Source organism: Stenotrophomonas sp. OVS01A, assembly GCF_019969775.1.
Classification (GTDB): Bacteria; Pseudomonadota; Gammaproteobacteria; order Xanthomonadales; family Xanthomonadaceae; genus Stenotrophomonas; species Stenotrophomonas indicatrix.
In genome coordinates this window covers 627,748-645,669 of record NZ_JAHXYV010000002.1, presented here as the reverse complement: position 1 = coordinate 645,669, position 17,922 = coordinate 627,748, and the positions used below count along the sequence as shown (strand labels likewise).

Here is a 17,922-nt window from a genome sequence, read left to right as displayed (position 1 = left end):
TTACTTCCCCTGGCCGGTGTTGCGGTTGGCATTGTTTTTCTGTTCCTGCGCGGCGGCCGCACGTGATTCGGCGATACCGACCGCACGCGCTGCGGCGGCCTTCTCATCCTTCTGCAGCTCCAGCGGCTGGAAGGAGCCTTCCGGCGCCAGCCAGCCTCCACTGAAGCCCGCCCGTTCCAGGCCCTTGCGGATGTACGGGTTCTTCTTCATCACGTCCCAGACGAAGTCGTTGCGGTAGTTGGCGATCATGGTCAGGATCGGGCCCTGGTCGATGGCGATGTAGTCGCTGGCGACCCAGCCACGATCAGGAACCACCCGCCCGGTCTTGATCGGGATGTCGTAGCTGAAGCTGGGATTGAAAGAATCCAGGAAGCCATAGCTGGAGTAGATGTAGTCGCCGTAGCGCTTGTGCATCTCCAGCGTGGCCGGAATCACTTCCTCGGGCGCGAACACGACCGACGAGATCGCGGCGGTCGGCGCGATCGTACCGTCATCGAAATTCTCGCGCAGGCCTGCGCCGCGCGACGAGTAATGGCGGAACTGGCGCTGCTCGCCCCGGTATTCCTGGGTGGTGTTCTGCGGACCATCACTGGCGGTCAGGCCCCAGACGTTCTCGCCATATTCCTTCCAGTTCATCGGGTTGGCGATGGCGTACTCACGCTGGGCCAGCGCCGCCGAACGGCTGTTGAGGAAGTAGGTGCTGCCACGCTCGCGCATGTACGCATCCTGGATATCGCGGAAGTCGATCCAGACATGGCTGTACTGGTGGCCGAACAGCGGACCGAAGGACAGGTATTCCTGGCCCTGGTAGACGCCCCAGTCGTTGTCGTAGGTGCGCGTCCATACCGTCCACGCATCCGGGCTGACCGGGTGGCTGGGCGAGCCCAGGGCGAGGATGTAGACCATCATCGCTTCGTTGTAGCCCATCCAGTCATGGTCGATGAAGCCGTTCTCCGGGAACCAGCCCATCGAGATCAGCGGCGCACGCTGCTGCAGCCACGGCCAGTCGACCTGCTTGTACAGGGTGTCGGCGATCTGCCGGATTTCCTTCTCGCGCGGATCGTCGCCGTCGTAGTACGACTGGGCGAACAGCACGCCCATCATCAGCAGCGCGGTATCCACCGAGGACAGTTCCACCCAGCTGTCGTAGCGGCGCCCTTCCTGCATGTCCAGGAAGTGGTAATAGAAGCCCTTGTAGCCGGCCTTGCCGGTGCGCTGCGGGCCCATCGGCACGTCGCGGAAGAACTTCAGGGTGGTCAGGGTGCGGTCGATCGCCTGGTTGCGGCTGACCCAGCCGTTCTCGATGCCGATCGGATAAGCGGTCAGGGCGAAGCCGACCGAGGCGATGCTGGCGAACGGCCGCGACGGATAGCGGTCCGGGGTCAGGCCGTTGATCTCGTTGGTGGTATCCCAGAAGAACTGGAAGGTGCGGCGCTCGATGTCATCGAACAGCGGCGGCAGCTCCGGCTTCATCGGCCGCGGCGGTGCGTCGGCCTCGATCAGGATCACCGGCGGGCGCGGCTTGGCAGGCTCCTGCTGGGCCGGTTTGCAGGCGGCGATGGCCAGGGTCATCGCAGCGGCGGTCATCAGGTGGCGTGCCTGCATGGCGCGGTTCCTCCGGTGGGCTGATCGATGAAAGAGCATAACGTCCAATGACCTGAAATCGTTTACAAAGTGCGGTCTTAAAAAACCACGAAAACGTGGTTGATGACACCGCGGTCATTGCCCACGCCATTGCCCCCTGCCCGGCAATGGCGTGGGCAATGGACCGGCCCGGAGGCCGGCCATTGCCGTTGAAACCGGAGCCATCGGCGAACCGATGGCTCCGTACTGCATCAACTTCCCGCGATCAGAAGCGGAAGCCCACTTCGGCCTTGACCTGACGCGGAGTACCGATGATGTCGCCGGTCTCGTTGTAGCTGGCCTGCAGCTTGCCGTTGGTCTTGACGTAGTTGTAGGTGGAGAAGTTGTCGAAGTTGAACACGTTGATGATGTCGATACGCGCGTACAGCTCGGTATCGCCCGCCAGCTTGAACGTCTTCGTCGCCTGCAGGTCGACCGAACGGTAGCCGAAGATCTTGCCACCCACCAGGAACTTGCCATTGGCGTTGGGCACAGCCGCCTGCGGCGTCGGCAGGTTGTAGCCACTGGCCTGCGGCACCGGGTACCAGTCATTGACGGCGGTCGGGGTAGCCAGGGTGATCTTGCCGCCGAAGGTGATGCCCCAGAAGCCCGCGTACGAACCGGTGACCACCAGGCGGTGGCGCGGCGCGCCGTTGGAACGGATGGTCGGGTAATCCTCGATCAGGCCGCGGTCGAAGGCGTACTTCTCGTTGATGTCGCGGTTGTGGCGCGCGGTCGTCCAGGTGTAGGCGATCGAGGTACCCCAGCCGCTTTCCTGGGTGAACGGCTTCTGCGCCGACAGCAGGATCTGGGTCGCACGGGTCTTGATGCCCTGCTGGCCGATGATCAGGCTGCCGAAGCCCGGCACGTTGCAGCTCCAGGCCTGGCTCAGGCCCGGCTCGGTGCCACCGCACAGGCGCGGGTCATCGAAGAACTGGCCGGTCGGGTAACGGTTGCCCAGGGTGAAGGCGAAGCCGTCGTAGCTCAGGGTACGGGCGATGGTGGCGTCGGTCAGCCAGTCACCGATCTGGTTGCTCATGCCCAGGCTGAACTGATCGGAGTACGGAGCCTTCAGCTTGTTGTTCAGCAGATCCACTTCCAGGCCGGCATTGCTGGTCGCACCGACCAGGCTCTGCAGGTTGCCGATGCCGTTGAGCAGGTTCGGGTTCCAGTCATAGCAGGCGGCCTGGCCGTTGATGCAGGTGCCGGTGGCCGGGTTGCGGAAGTAGATGGTCGGCTGCGGCAGGGCCAGCTTGGTGGTTTCCAGCTGCAGGTTGTCGAACAGATCGCGGTCGTACGAACGGCCGGCACCACCGTGGATCACGTGCTGCTCGTCGGCGTTGATGTCATACGAGAAGCCCAGGCGCGGCTGCCAGGCATCCTTGAATGCCTTGCGGTTGTGGCCGTTGCTGATGTAGTCGCTGATGTCCAGGCCGCCCAGCGCCAGCGAATCGGCGTAGGTCTGGCCGGCGGCAGCACGCGGATCCTGCGAATAGATCGCGTCGACCACGGCCTGCGGGGTGACGAAGTCCAGGTAGGACGGGGTCTTTTCGTAGTCCCAGCGCAGGCCGAGGTTGATCTGCAGGTGGTCGTTGACCTGCCAGTCGTCCTGGATGAACACGCCGTACTGCTTGGACTTCGAACGCACTTCACCGGACACGCCGTCCACGCCGGTCACCGGCTTGACGAACTGCGCCTTGTACGGGATGGAATCGGGGAAGTCCGGATCGCCCAGGCTGTAGGTGAAGGTCGGGTTGATCTGCGCCGCATCGGAGGCGTACAGGTCGATCGCCTTGTACTTCACGCCCATCTTGATGGTGTGGTCGCCGGCCCACTGGATGCCGTCCAGGGTCAGGTTGTCTTCGATCGACCAGCCCTTCTGGCCCTTCACCTGCGAATCCAGTGCCGATGCGCCACCGATCTTCACCACGGTGCGGTCTTCGGTGCCGTCCGGTGCGGTGTAGGTGATGCCGTTGGCCAGGGTCAGCGGGGTCGGGTTGTTGAACGAATCTTCATGGGTGACCATCATTTCGTTGTAGTAACGCTCGCCGCTGTGGTTCCAGCGCAGGGCGTAACGACGGTCGGTGTTGACCACTTCACGACCGGCTTCCGGCGAGGTCTGGCCACTGAACTGCGACTGGGTTTCGTCGCGGTCCTGGAAGGTCAGCTCGATGCGATCGTTGTCGGTCGGCTCGAAGTCGATCTTGCCGAAGATCAGATCCTGCTGGAACGGCTGGCTGGCCGGGCCCAGGCCGGCGGCGCCTGCGGGCGGCAGCAGGCCGGCAGCACCGGTGACCGCGCCGTCCGGCGCGATGGTGACCGGCAGGTCGAAGCGCTTGGCTTCGTAGGTCACGAAGAAGTGGGCCTTGTCCTGAATGATCGGGCCGCCCAGGGCGAAGCCGTATTCCTTCTCGGCCGAGACCATCTTGTCCTTGCCGCCCTGGCGCTCGGCCGGCGTCTTGGCGCGCATGTCCTCGTCGGTGTAGCGGTAGAACGCCTCACCCTTGAATTCATTGGTACCGGACTTGGTGGCAGCGGTCACTGCGGCGCTCGACACCTGGCCGTACTCGGCCTTGTAGTTGCCGCTGATGACCTTGTATTCGCCGATGGCCAGCTGCGGGAACGGGTTGCCGGCGCTGCCGGACTGGCCGGCCACGCCGCCGCCCTTGACGTAGCTCTTCTGGCCCACGCCGTCGATGTAGACGTTGGTACCGTCGGAATTGGTGGCACCGCCGCGCAGCGAGGTGTTGCCCTTGGCATCACGGGTGAAGATCAGGCCCGGCACCGCGTCGGCGAACTCCAGGAAGTTGCGCGACACCTGCGGGGTGGTCTGGATCTGCTGCAGGCTGACGGTCTTGCCGACTTCGGAGGTACGCACTTCCTGCAGCAGGGTCGGCGCGACGACGTTGACGGTGTCCAGGTTGGTGGCGGCGGTCGAGCCGGTACCACCGGCAGCCGCCTCGCTGAAGTTCAGCGTCGCGGTCGAGGCGACGGTGACGGTGACCTTCTGGGTCTGGCCGTTGGCGACCACGTTGTAGGTGCCCGGATCCAGGCCCATCAGCGAGTAGCTGCCGTCGGCACGCACGGTGCCGCGACGGACGGTGCCGGTGGCGACGTTGGTGGCGGTGACTTCGGCACCGGCCTGGGCGCCGGAGACCTGGCCGCGCAGGCTGGCGTTGGCCGACTGCGCCATGACGTTCGGGGCGGCGGCCAGCATCAGGCAGCTGACCAGTGCGGTGCTCAGCAGCCGGCGCGCCGGGGTGCGGATAGTGGAATGCATCATCAACTCAATCTCCGGGTGGCGGTGACCGCTTGCGCGGCACCTGCGATCAATCAAAAAAGAAGGAACGCCTCTGGCTTCAATGGCCGGATGGCGGAGTGGTGGAATCGCGAACAATCAGGCGCGGGACCAGGGTCTGCTTGTCCCCTGCCCCTTCCGTGGAGGTGCCGTCCATCAACTGCAACAAACGCGACATCGCCCGATCGCCCAGTTCGGCAATGCTGACCTGCATGGTGGTCAGCGACGGGTGAACGAAACGCGCAAGCGGAATGTCATCGAAGCCGGCCAGGGCGACATCGGTCGGGACATGGACACCTGCCTGCGCGAAGGCATACAGGCAACCCAGGGCCATCATGTCGTTGGCGGCGAATACGGCATCGGGCAGCGTGCCGGCTGCCAGCAACTCCTGACCGGCGCGATGGCCGGAAGCTTCGTCGAAATCACCGGGCAGCTCGATGCCTTCGGCGCCGCTGCCAAACGCCGCCAGCGCGTCACGGAAGCCGCGCAGGCGCTCGCGCGCGTCGAAGTTGAGGTCCGGGCCAGAAATGAATGCAATGCGCCGATGGCCAGCATCGAGCAGGTGGCGGGTCATCGCCATTGCCCCTGCATGGTCATCGATGCTCAACACCGGATGGTCCTGCCCAGGCAGGTAGGTGTTGATGAGTACCGTCGGCAATGCCTGCGGCAGGTTGTCGGTCAGGAACCCCGGGCTCTCCGCATAGGGCGAGAGCACCAGCAGACCGTCGACCCGGCCGCGCATGGCACGCAGGGCTGCACCCTGCTGCTCCTGGTCGCCGTGATAGCTCGACACCAGCAGGTGCTGGCGCCGGCTGCGGGCGACGTTGTCGATGCCACGCATCAACTCGGAAAAGAATTCGCCGTACAGGTCCGGAAGCACCACGCCCACCGTATTGGTGCGGCGGCTGCTCAGGCTGCGGGCGGCGGCGTGCGGGGTGTAACGCAGCCGTGCGGCCACCTCCAGCACAAGCTGGCGGACCGGTTCGGCGACATTTTCATGCCCGTTGAGCGCGCGCGAAACGGTGGCCACAGAGACCTTGGCTTCACGGGCGACGTCTTTGATTGTTATGGCTGCCTTGTTCACGAAGCCGCCCTCCACGGCTTGGACCTACCAGCATTGGCGCGGAATGTAAGCGTTTCCATCTGCGCTTGTAAACAGTCCGTTAGACGAATGTCCCCAAACGGACACGGAAACCTGTCCCTGGCAGGCCCATCAACGGACCTGCCAGGACAGCGCGGGACAAGGCCTCAGCCCTGTTCTGACGGGGTATGCGCGCGGATGGACAACGCGTGGATGTCGGTTTCCATCAACGTGCCCAAGGCGGCGTAGACCGCGCGATGGCGCGCCAGCGGGGCCATTCCCGCGAAGCGCTCACTGACCACGTGCACGTTGAAATGGCCGCGACCATCGCGCGCTCCGGCATGGCCTGCATGGCGATGGCTGTCGTCTTCGATCTCAAGCACGCTGGGGGCCAGCGCGTGCTGCAGCGCGTCACGAATCTGCTCGATCCGTTCCGCGTTCACGGCAGCACCTTGCGGAACGGTCGCACCTGCACCCGCACGTAAACGCCCGCCGCGACGTACGGGTCGGCATCGGCCCAGGCCTGGGCCTGCTGCAACGAGTCGAAGCCGGCAATCACCACCGAGCCGCTGAACCCTGCCGGGCCCGGGTCTTCGCTGTCGATCGCCGGACACGGCCCGGCCAGAAGCAGGCGGCCTTCATCGCGCAACGCGGTCAACCGTGCCAGGTGCTCGGGCCGCGCCTGCAGCCGCTGGGCCAGTACATCCTGGCCGTCATATCCTTCAATCACATACCACACCGGCATTTCCTCGCTTGCGTTGCTGGTGGGCCGATTCTAGCCAATCCCGCCGCCTGCCCGGCCTCGGCTGGACACTGGCGCGGCAAAGGCTTACCCTAGGGACCATTGCACGTGGCTGGATGCAGCAGCCCGTCGGTTTTTGCGGCCAAACGCAGCCCCCGACGACCGACCCGCTGCTTCGAACCGGTCCACCCGACCGGGCCCCGTAGACGACCTCCCCGTAGTCCTGTCGCTGCCGTGTCCTGCGGAGCGTCCTGTTGTTTGATGTGTGGAACCGCGCCGAGACAGGCGCGCCTGGTGTCCTGGCGGTCCGTGGCAGTTGCCCGGTGTGCCAGCTACCGCGACTGGTCCGTTGCAATCCTGATCTCCATTAGATGACTTCCGAACTCGCGCTCGACGCGAACACGCCAACCCGGCCGCCCGCCCCCCAGCAGCAGGAAATGCCGCTGGCCGTGGTGCATGGGCAACCGGTCCTGCAGATTCCGCAGGACCTGTACATCCCGCCGGATGCGCTGGAAGTCATCCTGGACGCCTTTGAAGGACCGCTGGACCTGCTGCTGTACCTGATCCGCCGGCAGAACCTGGACGTACTGGACATTCCCGTGGCCGAGATCACCCGGCAGTACGTGGAATACATCACCGTGATGCGCGAGCTGCGCTTCGAGCTTGCCGCCGAGTACCTGGTGATGGCGGCGATCCTGGCGGAAGTGAAGTCGCGCATGCTGCTGCCCCGCCCCCCCAGCGTGGAGGGCGAGGAAGCCGATCCGCGTGCGGAGCTGGTGCGACGGCTGCAGGAGTACGAACGCTTCAAGCAGGCCGCCGAGGATATCGACGCCCTGCCCCGGCAGGACCGTGACACCACCGTGGCACATGCCTTCATGCCCGAGCGCGCCGCAGTGAAGCTGCCGCCGCCGGTGGACCTGAAGGAAATGCTGATGGCGCTGCACGACGTGCTCAAGCGCGCCGAGCTGTTCACCGGCCACGCCATCAAGCGCGAGGCGTTGAGTGTCCGGCAGCGCATGGGTGAAGTGCTGGGGCGGCTTGAAGACGGCAGGTTCTATCGTTTTGAAAACCTGTTCACCGCCGAAGAAGGCAAGCTGGGCGTGCTGGTCACGTTCCTGGCAGTGCTGGAACTGGCCAAGGAGCAGCTGCTGGACCTGGTGCAGGAAGAACCGCTGGCGCCGATCTACGTGAAGTCCCTGGCCGCCGGCAATACCAATGCCCCGCTGCAGTTCAGCAGCGAGTTCGACGACAACGACGCCGCCAATGAAAACGAGTGAGCGCTGACTGCCGATGGATCAAACGCTGATCAACCGCATTGTCGAAGGTGCGCTGCTGGCCTCCAGCCAGCCGCTCACCCTGGCCCAGCTGAAGGACCTGTTCCCGGAAGATGAGCCGGCACCACCGGGCAGCATCGAACGTGCGCTGGAACGGCTGCGCGAGGGCTGCCAGGACCGTGGCGTGGAACTGGTGGAGGTGGCTTCGGGCTTCCGCTACCAGGTGACCGCCGAAGTACATGGCTGGATCAGCCGGCTGTGGACCGAACGCAAGACCCGCTATACCCGCGCCACCCTGGAAACACTGGCCCTGATCGCCTACCGGCAGCCGATCACCCGTGGCGAGATCGAGCAGGTGCGCGGCGTGGCGGTCAGCAGTAACATCATCCAGGCACTGGAAGAGCGCGAGTGGATCCGCGTGGTCGGCCACCGCGACGTGCCTGGCAAGCCCGCCCTGTTCGGCACCACCAAGGGCTTCCTGGACTACTTCGGGCTGAAACGCCTGGACGAACTGCCGCCGCTGTCCGAACTGAAGGACCTGGGCGACCTGGAACCGCAGCTGGCGCTGGATCGCGACGCACCCCTCGCCGCCAGTGCCGACGGCCCGGACGTGAGCGCCGACCCGGACGCCGCTGCAAATGACGACACCGGCACCACCGCTGGCGACACCCCCGATTCTGCCGACGCATTTCCTGCGGCGGCCGACGATGAGCAAGCACCTTCGCCCTCCGATGATGGGCACCCCGATTCCGCGCCGGGCGAGCGCGCGGTGACAGTGAACGAACGCGAAGACAACGCCGTCGCGAAGACGACCGTGGCTGTTGACCAAGCCGATTCCGAACCAGAGGCCGACCTCGAAACCGTCGGCCGGAGCAAAACTGATGAGTGACACCCCCCGCAAGCCCTCGTTGAACAAGCTTTCGCTCAAGCGCGAAGCCACGTCCGAACAGTTCAAGCTGGAAGAACGCCTGCACAAGGTCCTGGCCCAGGCCGGCCTCGGCTCGCGTCGTGCGCTGGAACAGCGCATTGCCGAAGGCCTGGTCAAGGTCAACGGTGAAGTCGCCCAGACCGGCATGTCGGTCAAGAGCGGCGACAGGATCGAACTCGACGGCCGCGGCTTCGTCGCCACTGCGCTGGCCGAGCCGTCGCGCGTGCTGGTCTACAACAAGCCGGAAGGCGAAGTGACCACGCGTGAAGACCCTGAAGGTCGCCCGACCGTGTTCGAATCCCTGCCGGCGCTGAAGGGTGCCCGCTGGATCGCCGTCGGCCGCCTGGACATCAACACCACCGGCCTGCTGCTGGCGACCACCGACGGTGAGCTGGCCAACGCCATGATGCACCCCTCCTTCGAGGTCGAGCGCGAATACGTGGTGCGCGTGCGTGCCCCGGAAGGCGAGGACAAGGTGCCCGATGCCGTCGTCGACCGCCTCACCCGTGGTGTCGCGCTGGAAGATGGCCCGGCCAAGTTCGATGAGATCGAACGCATCGGCGGCACCGATTCGCACGACTGGTTCCGCGTCGTGGTGAAGGAAGGCCGCAACCGCGAAGTGCGCCGCCTGTGGGAATCGCAGGGCTGCCAGGTCAGCCGCCTCAAGCGCACCCGCTACGGCAAGGTCAGCCTGCCGCGCGAACTGGCCCGCGGCCAGTCCGTCGAACTGCCGGGCAGCCAGGTCGAAGCGCTGCGCGCCGAACTGAAGCTGGAAGAAGGCGCGCCGTCGGCCCTGACCCTGCAGCCGGTGATCGGCCAGCGTCGCGCTGCCAAGACCACCGTGCGCGTGCGCGAAGGTGGCCGTGGCAACGCTTACGTCAATGGTCACAACACCGCCGATGAAGGTCGCGAACTGCGTCGCTTCGACAACGTGCGCGAAGACCGCGGCCGCGGTCGCGGCGGCAAGGGCGGTGGCGGTTTCAAGGGCGGCCTGACCGTCAGCGGTGAAGCTGCTGCCAAGCAGTCGCAGCGCCCGTTCAAGCAGCGCGCGCCGAAGAACGACCGCTCGCTGCCGGAAGGCAACCCGGCCGCATTCCGTACCTGGTACGTGCCGGATGGCGTGAGCACCGGCCCGAGCGGCCACCGCAATGCCGGTCCGGGCGCTCGTGGCCCGGGTGCCCGTGGTCCGGGCGCAGGTGCAGGCGGCCAGGGCCGTCCGTACGGCAAGCCGAAGGGTCCGGGCGCAGGCGCCGGTGGCAGTCAGGGTCGTGGCGGCTACGGCGGTGAAGGTCGTGGTGGCTACGGTGGTGAAGGACGCGGTGGCGCCGGTGGCGCAGGCGGCCAGGGTCGTCCGGCCGGTGCGGGCAACCGCTCGCAGGGCCAGGGCAACAAGCACCCGTACGGCCATCCGGGCAATGCCCCGAGCTTCCCGTCCGACCACGCCAATCCGGGCTTCAGTCCGTATGGCAGCTCGCGTCCGGCCGGCAACGGTCGTCCGGGCGGCAATGCGAATGCACGTCCGGGCGGCAACCGTGGTCCGGGTGCTCCGGGCGGCAATCGCGGCCCGGGTGGCCCCGGCGGCAACCGTGGTCCCGGCGGCCCGGGTGGCAACCGCGGCCCGGGTGGCCCCGGCGGCAACCGTGGCCCGGGTGGCCCGCGTCGCAGCGGCCCGCGCGGCGGCTGATCTCCACCTTCAATGAAGGACACAGCGATGACACGGATGTTGTCCCTCGGCGCCCGCATCGGCGCCGTGCTGGTGGCTCTGTTGCTGGTCGGCGGCTGCGAACGCGCTGCCGACCGGCTCAAGCAGGAAATCGCCGCCACGCAGAATCCCTGGCCGAAATCTTCGGCCCTGCACGATCCGGCCGACCGCATGCTGCGTCGGCTGATTGTCGATGAGCGCTATCTCACCCGCATCAAGCAGGCCGGTAGCAAGGACAAGGCTGCTGTCGCCGGTGCACAGCTTGCACTGGATGGCATCGGCCGCCTGCCCCGCCCCATGCTGGAGCGGCGTGCGCAGCTGCTGGCCGCAATGCTGCGCGGAATGCCGGTAGAGAAATGCGCACTGATCGCCCGCGCCACCACGGCGTCGGACATTGCGCAGGTAGGCAGGACCTTGTTCAACGAACTGGAGAAGCGTCCGTCGCAGGACATCGATTTCTGGTTCGAGATGAGCTACCAGGCCAGCCTCGCCGAGCTCGAACAGCGACCCGCAACCCCTGCCACTGAACAGCAGATTGCCGAGGCGACCGAGGCCCTGCTCGCCTCGATGGCTGACGAAAGCACGCGCGCGCGGGCCATGGCGGTACTGCCGCGGATGGACACCGCACCGGCTGCCGACGTCTGCTGGGCATCGCTGATGCTGCTTGATGCCGCGTCCAGCACCGTGCCCGAACCACATCGCGGCACATTGGCCTGGCTGATGGCCCAGCAGTAGACACGGCGACGGAAGCCGGGCCCGTGCGCCCGCTTCCCCGCGTTCGGCCGCGACCACTCCACTCTCACCCTGCCGCTCGAGCGCTTTCGGCGCGCTGGAACGCCGCAGGCGTGGTCGCGACCATGCTGCGGAAGAAGGCGATGAACGGACTCTCTGCCGAGAATCCAAGTTCCAGCGCCACGTGCGCGACACGATGGCCGAGCAGCAGCAGTTCCATGGCCCGCATCAACCGCCATTGCTGACGCCACGCCTGGTAGCCCATGCCGGTATCGCGTTGCATCAGGCGCCCGATCGTACGCACGCTCAGTCCGCTGCGCTGGGCCAGCTCGCCCAGTTCGGGCGGCAGCTGCTCGGCCACCGGCAGGCAGCGGGCGATGCGCGGGTCGCGCGGTAATGGCAGCTCCATCGGCTCCACCGGCGCAGCGGCAATCTCAAGCACGCACAGCGCCAGTTGATGCCCCGCTCGCGGCGCTTGCCAGTCATGTGCGAACGGCGCCTGCGCGATCGGCTCCAGCAGCGCCTGCAGCAGGGGACCAACACCAATGATTGCCGGCTGCTGCGGCAACTGCGCCGACAGCGTGGCATCGAAGTACAGCGACCGATAGTCCACCGCCTGTCGCATCTGCGCGCGGTGCAGCAGACCACCCGGAATCCACGCCGCGCGCGATGGCGGCAACAGGCTGATGCGATCCCCGAACGTCAGCCGCGTGCAACCGGCGCGCGTGTACAGCAGTTGCGAACGTGCGTGCTGGTGCCAACCGGAGTCATGCTCGGCCAGCGTGGCAGCGATACCGATCACCGGGGCGCTCCAGGCATCGGCATCGAAGCGAGCGCCGGGCTGCAGCCATGCCATGTCCGATTTCATCCATCTACTGTCGTAATCACTAGAGTGCGCCATCAGCACGGCCACGACAATGCGCGCCCCTGTTTCCGGAGCGCGCCGATGTCACCTCGCCTGCTGTCCCTCACCATTGCGCTGCTGATGTTTCCGCAGCTGGCGCAGACCCTGTACAGCCCGGCGCTGGCGGATCTGGCGCAACGCTTCACCCTGCCGGCCAGCGCTGCCAGCCAGGCGATGAGCCTGTACCTGCTGGGGTTCGCGCTGGGCGTCCTGCTGTGGGGAAGGCTGGCCGACCGCGTTGGCCGTCGCCCCGCCCTGCTGGGTGGCCTGTCCGTTTTCGTGCTGGCGGCACTGGGCGGATTGGCGGCCGGCACGTTCGGCCAGGTGCTGGCTGCGCAGATGCTGGCCGCCCTGGGCGCCGCCGCCGCCTCGGTGGTGACCCAGACCGTGCTGCGCGACCACCTTGAAGGGCCCGCGCTGGCGCAGGCGTTCTCCTGGATTGGCATGGCGCTGGCGCTGAGCCCGGCGATCGGGCTGGCACTGGGCTCGCTGCTGGTCGCTGCCGATGGCTATGCCGGCGTGCAGGCCGGCCTGCTGCTGATCGCTGCATTGCTGATGCTGGGCTGCGTAACCGGGCTGCGTGAAAGCCGGCCCGCGCAGATCGCGCCCGTACCGCTGCGGCCCCTGCTGCGGCAACTGCTGGGCGACCGTTGGATCTGGTCGCACGCGCTGCTGGTCATGGCCTTCAACGTGGCCATGTACAGCTGGTACGCGCTGGGGCCGTTCGTGTTCGCACGCCTGCACTGGCCGGCCAGCTGGTTCGGCGCCAGCGGTGCGGTGCTGGCGCTGGGTTCGGCGTTGGGCGCCTGGGCCAATGGCCGCCTGTTGCGTGCCGGCGTCCCTGCGTTGACGCGCATCCGCATCGCGGCATCGCTGGTACTGGCCGGTGGTGTCCTTGCAGCGCTGCTGCGCGGGCAACCGGTCATGGTGATGGCGATGCTGCCGGTCGTTGCGGGATTCGGCCTGGCCATCCCCAACGTGCTCGGGCAGGCACTACGCAGCTATGCACACTGCCTGGGCAGTGCCGGCGCCCTGTTCGGCCTGCTCTACTACCTGCTGATCGGCGCGGCGATGGCCGTTGTCGGCGCACTGCAGATGCTGGCGCCATCCATCATCGCCTGTGCACTGCTGGCGCTGTGGTTGCTGCGTCCGCGGAGTGCGCTGGCCTAGGAATTGCTGCAAACGCACTGCACTGTGCGCCACTGCCGGAAACCGCGCGGCAGCGCTGGCTATGGTGCGTGTACTCCGCAACCACGCAGATGCCGATGATCACCATCACCGCAGAACAGGCCCGCGCAAACGCTGACGCCGCCACTCGACCGATCGAGCAGTACTACAGGGATCTGGACAAATCGATACAGGTCGGCTCGGAAAACGGCCGCCGTTACATCGTGTTCGGCTTCAACAAGGCGCTGGCCAGCGAGCGCCTCGTCGACGGCGTCGTCGAGCAACTGCTGGAGAACCGCTTCAGTGTCGAACGGCTGCCCAGCGACGCCGAGCAGCACTACATCCGCATCAGCTGGGAAGCCGGGGAGCCCTCCCGCCTCAACGCCGGCTGATGGTGAACGCCGCGCCGTCCACACCCAGGTCCCAGCCCTTGCCGGTACCGGACAGGGCCAGCGAGATATCGCCCTTGGTCATCACCTGCGCGTTGCTGGACTTCACCGCACCGGCATGCGCGCCGACCGAGGCGTAGGTGCCCAGCAGCTCGCCGACGCTGCTGGCGCCGGTGAAGCTGCCACGGCCATCGGTGATCTTCGACTTGCCAACGGTCAGGCCGCCGCCCTTCAGCTGGATCCGCACCGGCATGCTGGAACCGTTGGTGCAGTGGATGGTGCCGTTGCCCGAGGCGGTCTTGTAGATCAGTGACCAGCCGGACAGGTTGTAGCGCAGCTGGCAGTCAAGGTTGCCACCGGCCTGCGCGGTCGGGGCCAGGGACGCTGCGGCCAGCGCCAGCAGCAGTGCAAACGGCTTGGTATTCATCGGCAGAACATCCACATCGGTCGGAATGTGGGCGAATCTAGCAGCGCGCGCGTGCACGTTGGATGCAGGCGCGCGCGGTGGGGCGGGAAGCGTTCAGCCGCCGTATCAGGCCTGCACATCCAGATGGAAGGCATCGGCATCGAGCATGGCCGGGAAGCGTGCACGATGCGAGGCCAGCGCTTCGGCGGAGATGGTGGTGGTCACCACCTGCTCGCGCTCGCGGATCTCCACCTGCGGCTGGCCGAGGAAGTCGATGACCGCGCTGTCGCCGGCGTAAAGCAGCTGGTTGCCGTCCACGCCCACGCGGTTGACTGCGGCGACGAAGCACAGGTTCTCGATCGCCCGCGCGCGCAGCAGGGTCTTCCACGCGTAGGCGCGCGCGGAAGGCCAGTTGGCGACGAAGATCTGCAGGTCGAAGTCCAGCTGTTCGGCTCGCTCGACGTTGTAGCGGTTGCGGCAGAACACCGGGAAACGCAGGTCGTAGCAGACCTGCGGATTGATCCGCCAGCCCTTCCATTCCACGCACAACCGGTCGCGGCCGGCGGCGTAGCGCTCGTGCTCGCCGCCGTAACGGAACAGGTGACGCTTGTCGTAGTACTGCAGGCCACCATCGGGGGTGGCGAACAGCAGGCGGTTGTAGACGCCCTCACCATCGCGCAGCTGCACGCTGCCGATCACTGCCGCATTCAAGGCTTTGGCCTGCGCGCGTACCCACGCCACGGTCGGGCCGTCCATGCCTTCGGCCTGGGCGATCGCTTCATTGGAGAAACCACTGGTGAAGGTTTCCGGCAGGATCACCAGGTCGGTGGTGCCGGCCAGCGGCGCCAGCAACGCGCCGTAGTATTCGCGGTTGCCGGCCGGGTCGTGCCAGCGGGTGTCGCCCTGGACGAGGGAAATGCGCAGGTCCTGCATGCTGTCTCCTCCGCTCACAGCAGCCGCAGGCGTTCGATCGCCGCGTCCAGGGTGGCCTCGTTCTTGGCGAAGCACAGGCGCACCAGGCGCTGGCCGACCGGCGCGGTTTCGTAGAACGGCGACAGCGGAATGGCGGTGACGCCCTTCTCGATGGTCAGCCACTTCACGAACTCGTGGTCCGGCAGGTCACTGATGGCCGAATAGTCGACCAGCTGGAAGTAGCCGCCGGGCACCGGCAGCGCCTTCAGGCGGGTACCGGCCAGCTGCTCGCGGAACCGGTCGCGCTTGGCTTCATAGAACGCGCCCAGTTCCAGATGATGCTGCGGCTCGTCGCGGATCATCGCGGCGAAACCGTACTGCGCCGGGCCGAAGCTGGTGAAGGTGTTGTACTGGTGCACCTTGCGGAACTCGGCGGTCATCGCCGCCGGCGCCACCGCATAACCGATCTTCCAGCCGGTGCAGTGATAGGTCTTGCCGAAGCTGGAGATGACGAAGGTGCGCTCGCGCAGTTCCGGGTAGCGCAGCGCCGATTCGTGGCGACGGCCGTCGTAGATGATGTGCTCGTACACTTCATCGGATATCAGGTAGATCTGCGTGCCGCGCAGCACATCGGCCAGCGCCTGCATGTCGGCCTCGTCCAGCATCGCGCCGGACGGGTTGTGCGGGGTGTTGACCATCAGCAGGCGGGTGCGCGGGGTGATCGCCGCGCGCAGGCGGTCCCAGTCCACCGCGAAGGTCTGCGGGTCCAACGGTACGTGCACGGCGGTGGCGCCGGCCAGTTCGATCGCCGGTTCATAGCAGTCGTAGGCCGGGTCGAGCACGATCACTTCCTCGCCGGCACGCACCACGGCGTGGATGGCGTTGAAGATCGCCTCGGTGGCGCCGCTGGTGACGGTGATCTCGGTGTCCGGATCGATCGTCGCGCCGTACAGGTCCAGCGACTTCTGCGCGATGGCCTGGCGCAGCGGTGCCACGCCGGTCATCGGAGGGTACTGGTTCAGGCCCGCGGCCATCGCCTTGCTGGTCTCGTCGATCAGGCGCTGCGGCGCGGAGAAATCCGGGAACCCCTGGCCGAGGTTGACCGCGCCGTGTTCGGCGGCGAGCTGGGACATCACGGTGAAGATCGTGGTACCGACCTTGGGCAGCTTGGTGTTCGGTTGCATCGGCCTGGGCTGTGGGGAAACAAGGGCTGGAAGTGTACGAAATCCCGACCCGGCCTGCGGCGCCGACGGTAGCGCCGGGTCATACCCGGCGGCTCTTTGCACATGCCGCACCGATGGCAAGCCGCGCTGCGCGCTCGCCGGGCATGGCCCGGCGCTACCGGGTCACATTCACCGCTACAATTGCTGCCGCACTCCCGCATGAAGACCCCTGCGCCTTGAACACCCCTGCATTGCTGGCCGCCAGCGGCCTGAGCTTCTCCCGCAATGACGAGCCGGTGTTCGGCCCGCTGGACTTCCATGTGGATGCCGGCGAGGCGCTGCTGGTGCAGGGCGGCAACGGTGCCGGCAAGACCACCCTGCTGCGCGTGCTGTCGGGCCTGGCGCGCCCGGGCGCGGGCCAGGTGCTGATCGACGGCAGGCCGGCCAGCAACGCCGAGCGTGCGCGCTTTGTCGCCTACCTCAGCCACCTGCCGGCGCTGAAGCCGGACCTGGACACGCTGGAGAACCTGCATTTCCTCTGCGGCCTGCACGGCCGCCGCGCACGGCAGATGCCGGGCAATGCGCTGGCCATCGTCGGCCTGGCCGGCTACGAGGACACCCTGGTGCGGCACCTGTCGGCCGGACAGAAGCGGCGGCTTGCGCTGGCCCGCATCTGGTTGTCGCCGGCACCGCTGTGGCTGCTCGACGAACCCTATGCCAACCTCGACCTGGAAGGCATCAACCTGGTCAACCGGATGATTTCCGCACACCTGCGCAGTGGCGGCGCCGCCCTGGTCACCACGCATGGCGCCTATGCCGCCCCGCCGGTACGCACCCGCCAGCTCGATCTGGGGGGTGAAGCATGATCGCGCCAGGCACCGAACCGGGCCTGTGGCAGACCGCCCGCGCGCTGATTGCGCGCGACCTGCGCCTGCTCTGGCGGCGTCGCGGCGATGCCCTGCAGCCGGTGCTGTTCGCCCTGCTGGTGGTAGTGCTGTTCGCACTGGCCCAGGGCCGGGACCCGCAGCCGCTGGCCGCCACCGCCGGTGCGGTGCTGTGGTTGGCGGTACTGCTGGCCGGGCAGCTGGCGCTGGATTCGCTGTTCCGCTCCGACGCCGAAGACGGTTCGCTCGAACAATGGCTGCTGGCGCCGGTGCCACTGGCATGGCTGGTGCTGGTGCGGGTGCTGCTGCATTGGGCGACCACCGCCCTGCCACTGATCCTGCTGAGCCCGTTGCTGGCGGAAATGCTGCATCTGCCGCATGACCAGCTGCCGATGTTGCTGGCATCGTTGCTGCTGGGAACACCGTTGTTGAGCCTGATCGGTGGCGTGGTCGCTGCACTGACCGTCGGCATCCGGCGCTCTGGTATTCTCGTGGCGTTGCTGTCGTTGCCGTTGTACGTTCCGGTGCTTGTCTTCGGTGCCGGCAGCCTGGCGGCAGCCAGCCGCGGGCAGGACCCGGTCGGTGCGCTGCTGATGCTGGGCGCTGGACTGGTGATCGCCCTGGTGCTGGCACCGCTGGCCACCGCTGCTGCGATCCGTATTTCTCTGAGTTGACCGAGCTGAGAGCCAATCCACCCCTGCTGGATAGCCGCCACGC

At 66.7% G+C, this 17,922-nt stretch carries 17 protein-coding genes; 8 read left to right on the top strand and 9 right to left on the bottom strand.

Annotation, left to right across the window (positions count from 1 at the left end; translation table 11 throughout):
- From LC407_RS11755 to LC407_RS11735, 5 genes are all read right to left on the bottom strand, one after another.
- On the bottom strand, positions 1-1,605 hold the full coding sequence (locus tag LC407_RS11755; protein WP_025876509.1) for a glucoamylase family protein: 1,605 nt from the start codon (positions 1,603-1,605) through the stop codon (positions 1-3).
- Positions 1,606-1,849: 244 nt separating this feature from the next.
- On the bottom strand, positions 1,850-4,906 hold the full coding sequence (locus tag LC407_RS11750; protein ID WP_059064656.1) for a TonB-dependent receptor: 3,057 nt from the start codon (positions 4,904-4,906) through the stop codon (positions 1,850-1,852).
- A 76-nt stretch (positions 4,907-4,982) separates the two neighbouring features.
- A complete protein-coding gene (locus tag LC407_RS11745) occupies positions 4,983-6,005 on the bottom strand; it encodes a LacI family DNA-binding transcriptional regulator (RefSeq protein ID WP_025876505.1) in 1,023 nt (340 codons plus the stop codon).
- A gap of 164 nt (positions 6,006-6,169) precedes the next feature.
- Positions 6,170-6,445, bottom strand: coding sequence for a BolA family protein (locus tag LC407_RS11740; protein WP_025876502.1), 276 nt, complete (start codon positions 6,443-6,445; stop codon positions 6,170-6,172).
- Entirely contained in the window at positions 6,442-6,741 is a 300-nt protein-coding gene (locus LC407_RS11735; protein ID WP_025876500.1) for a YciI family protein, read from the bottom strand. Before LC407_RS11735 ends, LC407_RS11740 begins: the two co-directional genes overlap by 4 nt.
- A 374-nt stretch (positions 6,742-7,115) precedes the next feature.
- On the opposite strand from LC407_RS11735, the gene LC407_RS11730 reads away from it, so the two are divergent.
- The 4 genes from LC407_RS11730 to LC407_RS11715 are packed head-to-tail and all read left to right on the top strand — an operon-like array spanning position 7,116 to position 11,383.
- Positions 7,116-8,021, top strand: a complete 906-nt coding sequence (locus LC407_RS11730) for a ScpA family protein (protein WP_025876498.1) — start codon at positions 7,116-7,118, stop codon at positions 8,019-8,021.
- A 13-nt stretch (positions 8,022-8,034) separates the two neighbouring features.
- Positions 8,035-8,907: an SMC-Scp complex subunit ScpB gene (gene scpB / locus LC407_RS11725; protein ID WP_025876496.1), complete on the top strand. Its 873-nt coding sequence runs from the start codon at positions 8,035-8,037 to the stop codon at positions 8,905-8,907.
- Positions 8,900-10,630, top strand: coding sequence for a pseudouridine synthase (locus tag LC407_RS11720; protein WP_025876494.1), 1,731 nt, complete (start codon positions 8,900-8,902; stop codon positions 10,628-10,630). Before scpB ends, LC407_RS11720 begins: the two co-directional genes overlap by 8 nt.
- Before the next feature lie 27 nt (positions 10,631-10,657).
- Positions 10,658-11,383 (top strand): hypothetical protein, encoded by a 726-nt coding sequence (locus tag LC407_RS11715; protein ID WP_133119351.1) that lies wholly within the window; start codon positions 10,658-10,660, stop codon positions 11,381-11,383.
- 64 nt (positions 11,384-11,447) lie between these two features.
- On the opposite strand, the gene LC407_RS11710 is transcribed toward LC407_RS11715, so the two are convergent.
- Positions 11,448-12,236 (bottom strand): helix-turn-helix transcriptional regulator, encoded by a 789-nt coding sequence (locus LC407_RS11710; protein WP_223482860.1) that lies wholly within the window; start codon positions 12,234-12,236, stop codon positions 11,448-11,450.
- 90 nt (positions 12,237-12,326) lie between these two features.
- Between LC407_RS11710 and LC407_RS11705 the strand changes: the two genes are divergently transcribed.
- Both LC407_RS11705 and LC407_RS11700 read left to right on the top strand, forming a co-directional pair.
- Entirely contained in the window at positions 12,327-13,454 is a 1,128-nt protein-coding gene (locus tag LC407_RS11705) for an MFS transporter (RefSeq protein ID WP_223482859.1), read from the top strand.
- 95 nt (positions 13,455-13,549) lie between these two features.
- On the top strand, positions 13,550-13,843 hold the full coding sequence (locus LC407_RS11700) for a hypothetical protein (RefSeq protein WP_025876486.1): 294 nt from the start codon (positions 13,550-13,552) through the stop codon (positions 13,841-13,843).
- Here the strand turns inward: LC407_RS11700 and LC407_RS11695 are convergent.
- From LC407_RS11695 to LC407_RS11685, 3 genes are all read right to left on the bottom strand, one after another.
- The gene (locus LC407_RS11695) at positions 13,830-14,267 is read right to left on the bottom strand and encodes a hypothetical protein (protein ID WP_025876484.1); all 438 of its coding nucleotides are present in this window, start codon (positions 14,265-14,267) and stop codon (positions 13,830-13,832) included. The genes LC407_RS11700 and LC407_RS11695 overlap by 14 nt on opposite strands.
- Before the next feature lie 105 nt (positions 14,268-14,372).
- A complete protein-coding gene (locus LC407_RS11690; protein ID WP_025876482.1) occupies positions 14,373-15,179 on the bottom strand; it encodes an amidohydrolase in 807 nt (268 codons plus the stop codon).
- 14 nt (positions 15,180-15,193) lie between these two features.
- Positions 15,194-16,342: a pyridoxal phosphate-dependent aminotransferase gene (locus tag LC407_RS11685; RefSeq protein WP_223482858.1), complete on the bottom strand. Its 1,149-nt coding sequence runs from the start codon at positions 16,340-16,342 to the stop codon at positions 15,194-15,196.
- Between the two features lie 143 nt (positions 16,343-16,485).
- Between LC407_RS11685 and ccmA the strand changes: the two genes are divergently transcribed.
- Both ccmA and ccmB read left to right on the top strand, forming a co-directional pair.
- Positions 16,486-17,187 carry a heme ABC exporter ATP-binding protein CcmA gene (ccmA, locus tag LC407_RS11680; RefSeq protein ID WP_223482950.1) on the top strand — a complete coding sequence of 234 codons (702 nt, stop codon included), beginning with the start codon at positions 16,486-16,488 and terminating at the stop codon, positions 17,185-17,187.
- Positions 17,184-17,879: a heme exporter protein CcmB gene (gene ccmB / locus LC407_RS11675; protein ID WP_025876478.1), complete on the top strand. Its 696-nt coding sequence runs from the start codon at positions 17,184-17,186 to the stop codon at positions 17,877-17,879. The genes ccmA and ccmB overlap by 4 nt, the downstream gene beginning before the upstream one ends.
- Positions 17,880-17,922: the final 43 nt, after the last annotated feature.

Coding starts and splice junctions, on each gene's coding strand:
- LC407_RS11755 (WP_025876509.1), bottom strand. CDS start 1,605: ATGCAGGCACGCCACCTGATGACCGCCGCTGCGATGACCCTGGCCATC.
- LC407_RS11750 (WP_059064656.1), bottom strand. CDS start 4,906: ATGATGCATTCCACTATCCGCACCCCGGCGCGCCGGCTGCTGAGCACC.
- LC407_RS11730 (WP_025876498.1), top strand. CDS start 7,116: ATGACTTCCGAACTCGCGCTCGACGCGAACACGCCAACCCGGCCGCCC.
- scpB (WP_025876496.1), top strand. CDS start 8,035: ATGGATCAAACGCTGATCAACCGCATTGTCGAAGGTGCGCTGCTGGCC.
- LC407_RS11720 (WP_025876494.1), top strand. CDS start 8,900: ATGAGTGACACCCCCCGCAAGCCCTCGTTGAACAAGCTTTCGCTCAAG.
- LC407_RS11715 (WP_133119351.1), top strand. CDS start 10,658: ATGACACGGATGTTGTCCCTCGGCGCCCGCATCGGCGCCGTGCTGGTG.
- LC407_RS11710 (WP_223482860.1), bottom strand. CDS start 12,236: ATGGCATGGCTGCAGCCCGGCGCTCGCTTCGATGCCGATGCCTGGAGC.
- LC407_RS11705 (WP_223482859.1), top strand. CDS start 12,327: ATGTCACCTCGCCTGCTGTCCCTCACCATTGCGCTGCTGATGTTTCCG.
- LC407_RS11700 (WP_025876486.1), top strand. CDS start 13,550: ATGATCACCATCACCGCAGAACAGGCCCGCGCAAACGCTGACGCCGCC.
- LC407_RS11695 (WP_025876484.1), bottom strand. CDS start 14,267: ATGAATACCAAGCCGTTTGCACTGCTGCTGGCGCTGGCCGCAGCGTCC.
- LC407_RS11690 (WP_025876482.1), bottom strand. CDS start 15,179: ATGCAGGACCTGCGCATTTCCCTCGTCCAGGGCGACACCCGCTGGCAC.
- LC407_RS11685 (WP_223482858.1), bottom strand. CDS start 16,342: ATGCAACCGAACACCAAGCTGCCCAAGGTCGGTACCACGATCTTCACC.
- ccmA (WP_223482950.1), top strand. CDS start 16,486: ATGGCCCGGCGCTACCGGGTCACATTCACCGCTACAATTGCTGCCGCA.
- ccmB (WP_025876478.1), top strand. CDS start 17,184: ATGATCGCGCCAGGCACCGAACCGGGCCTGTGGCAGACCGCCCGCGCG.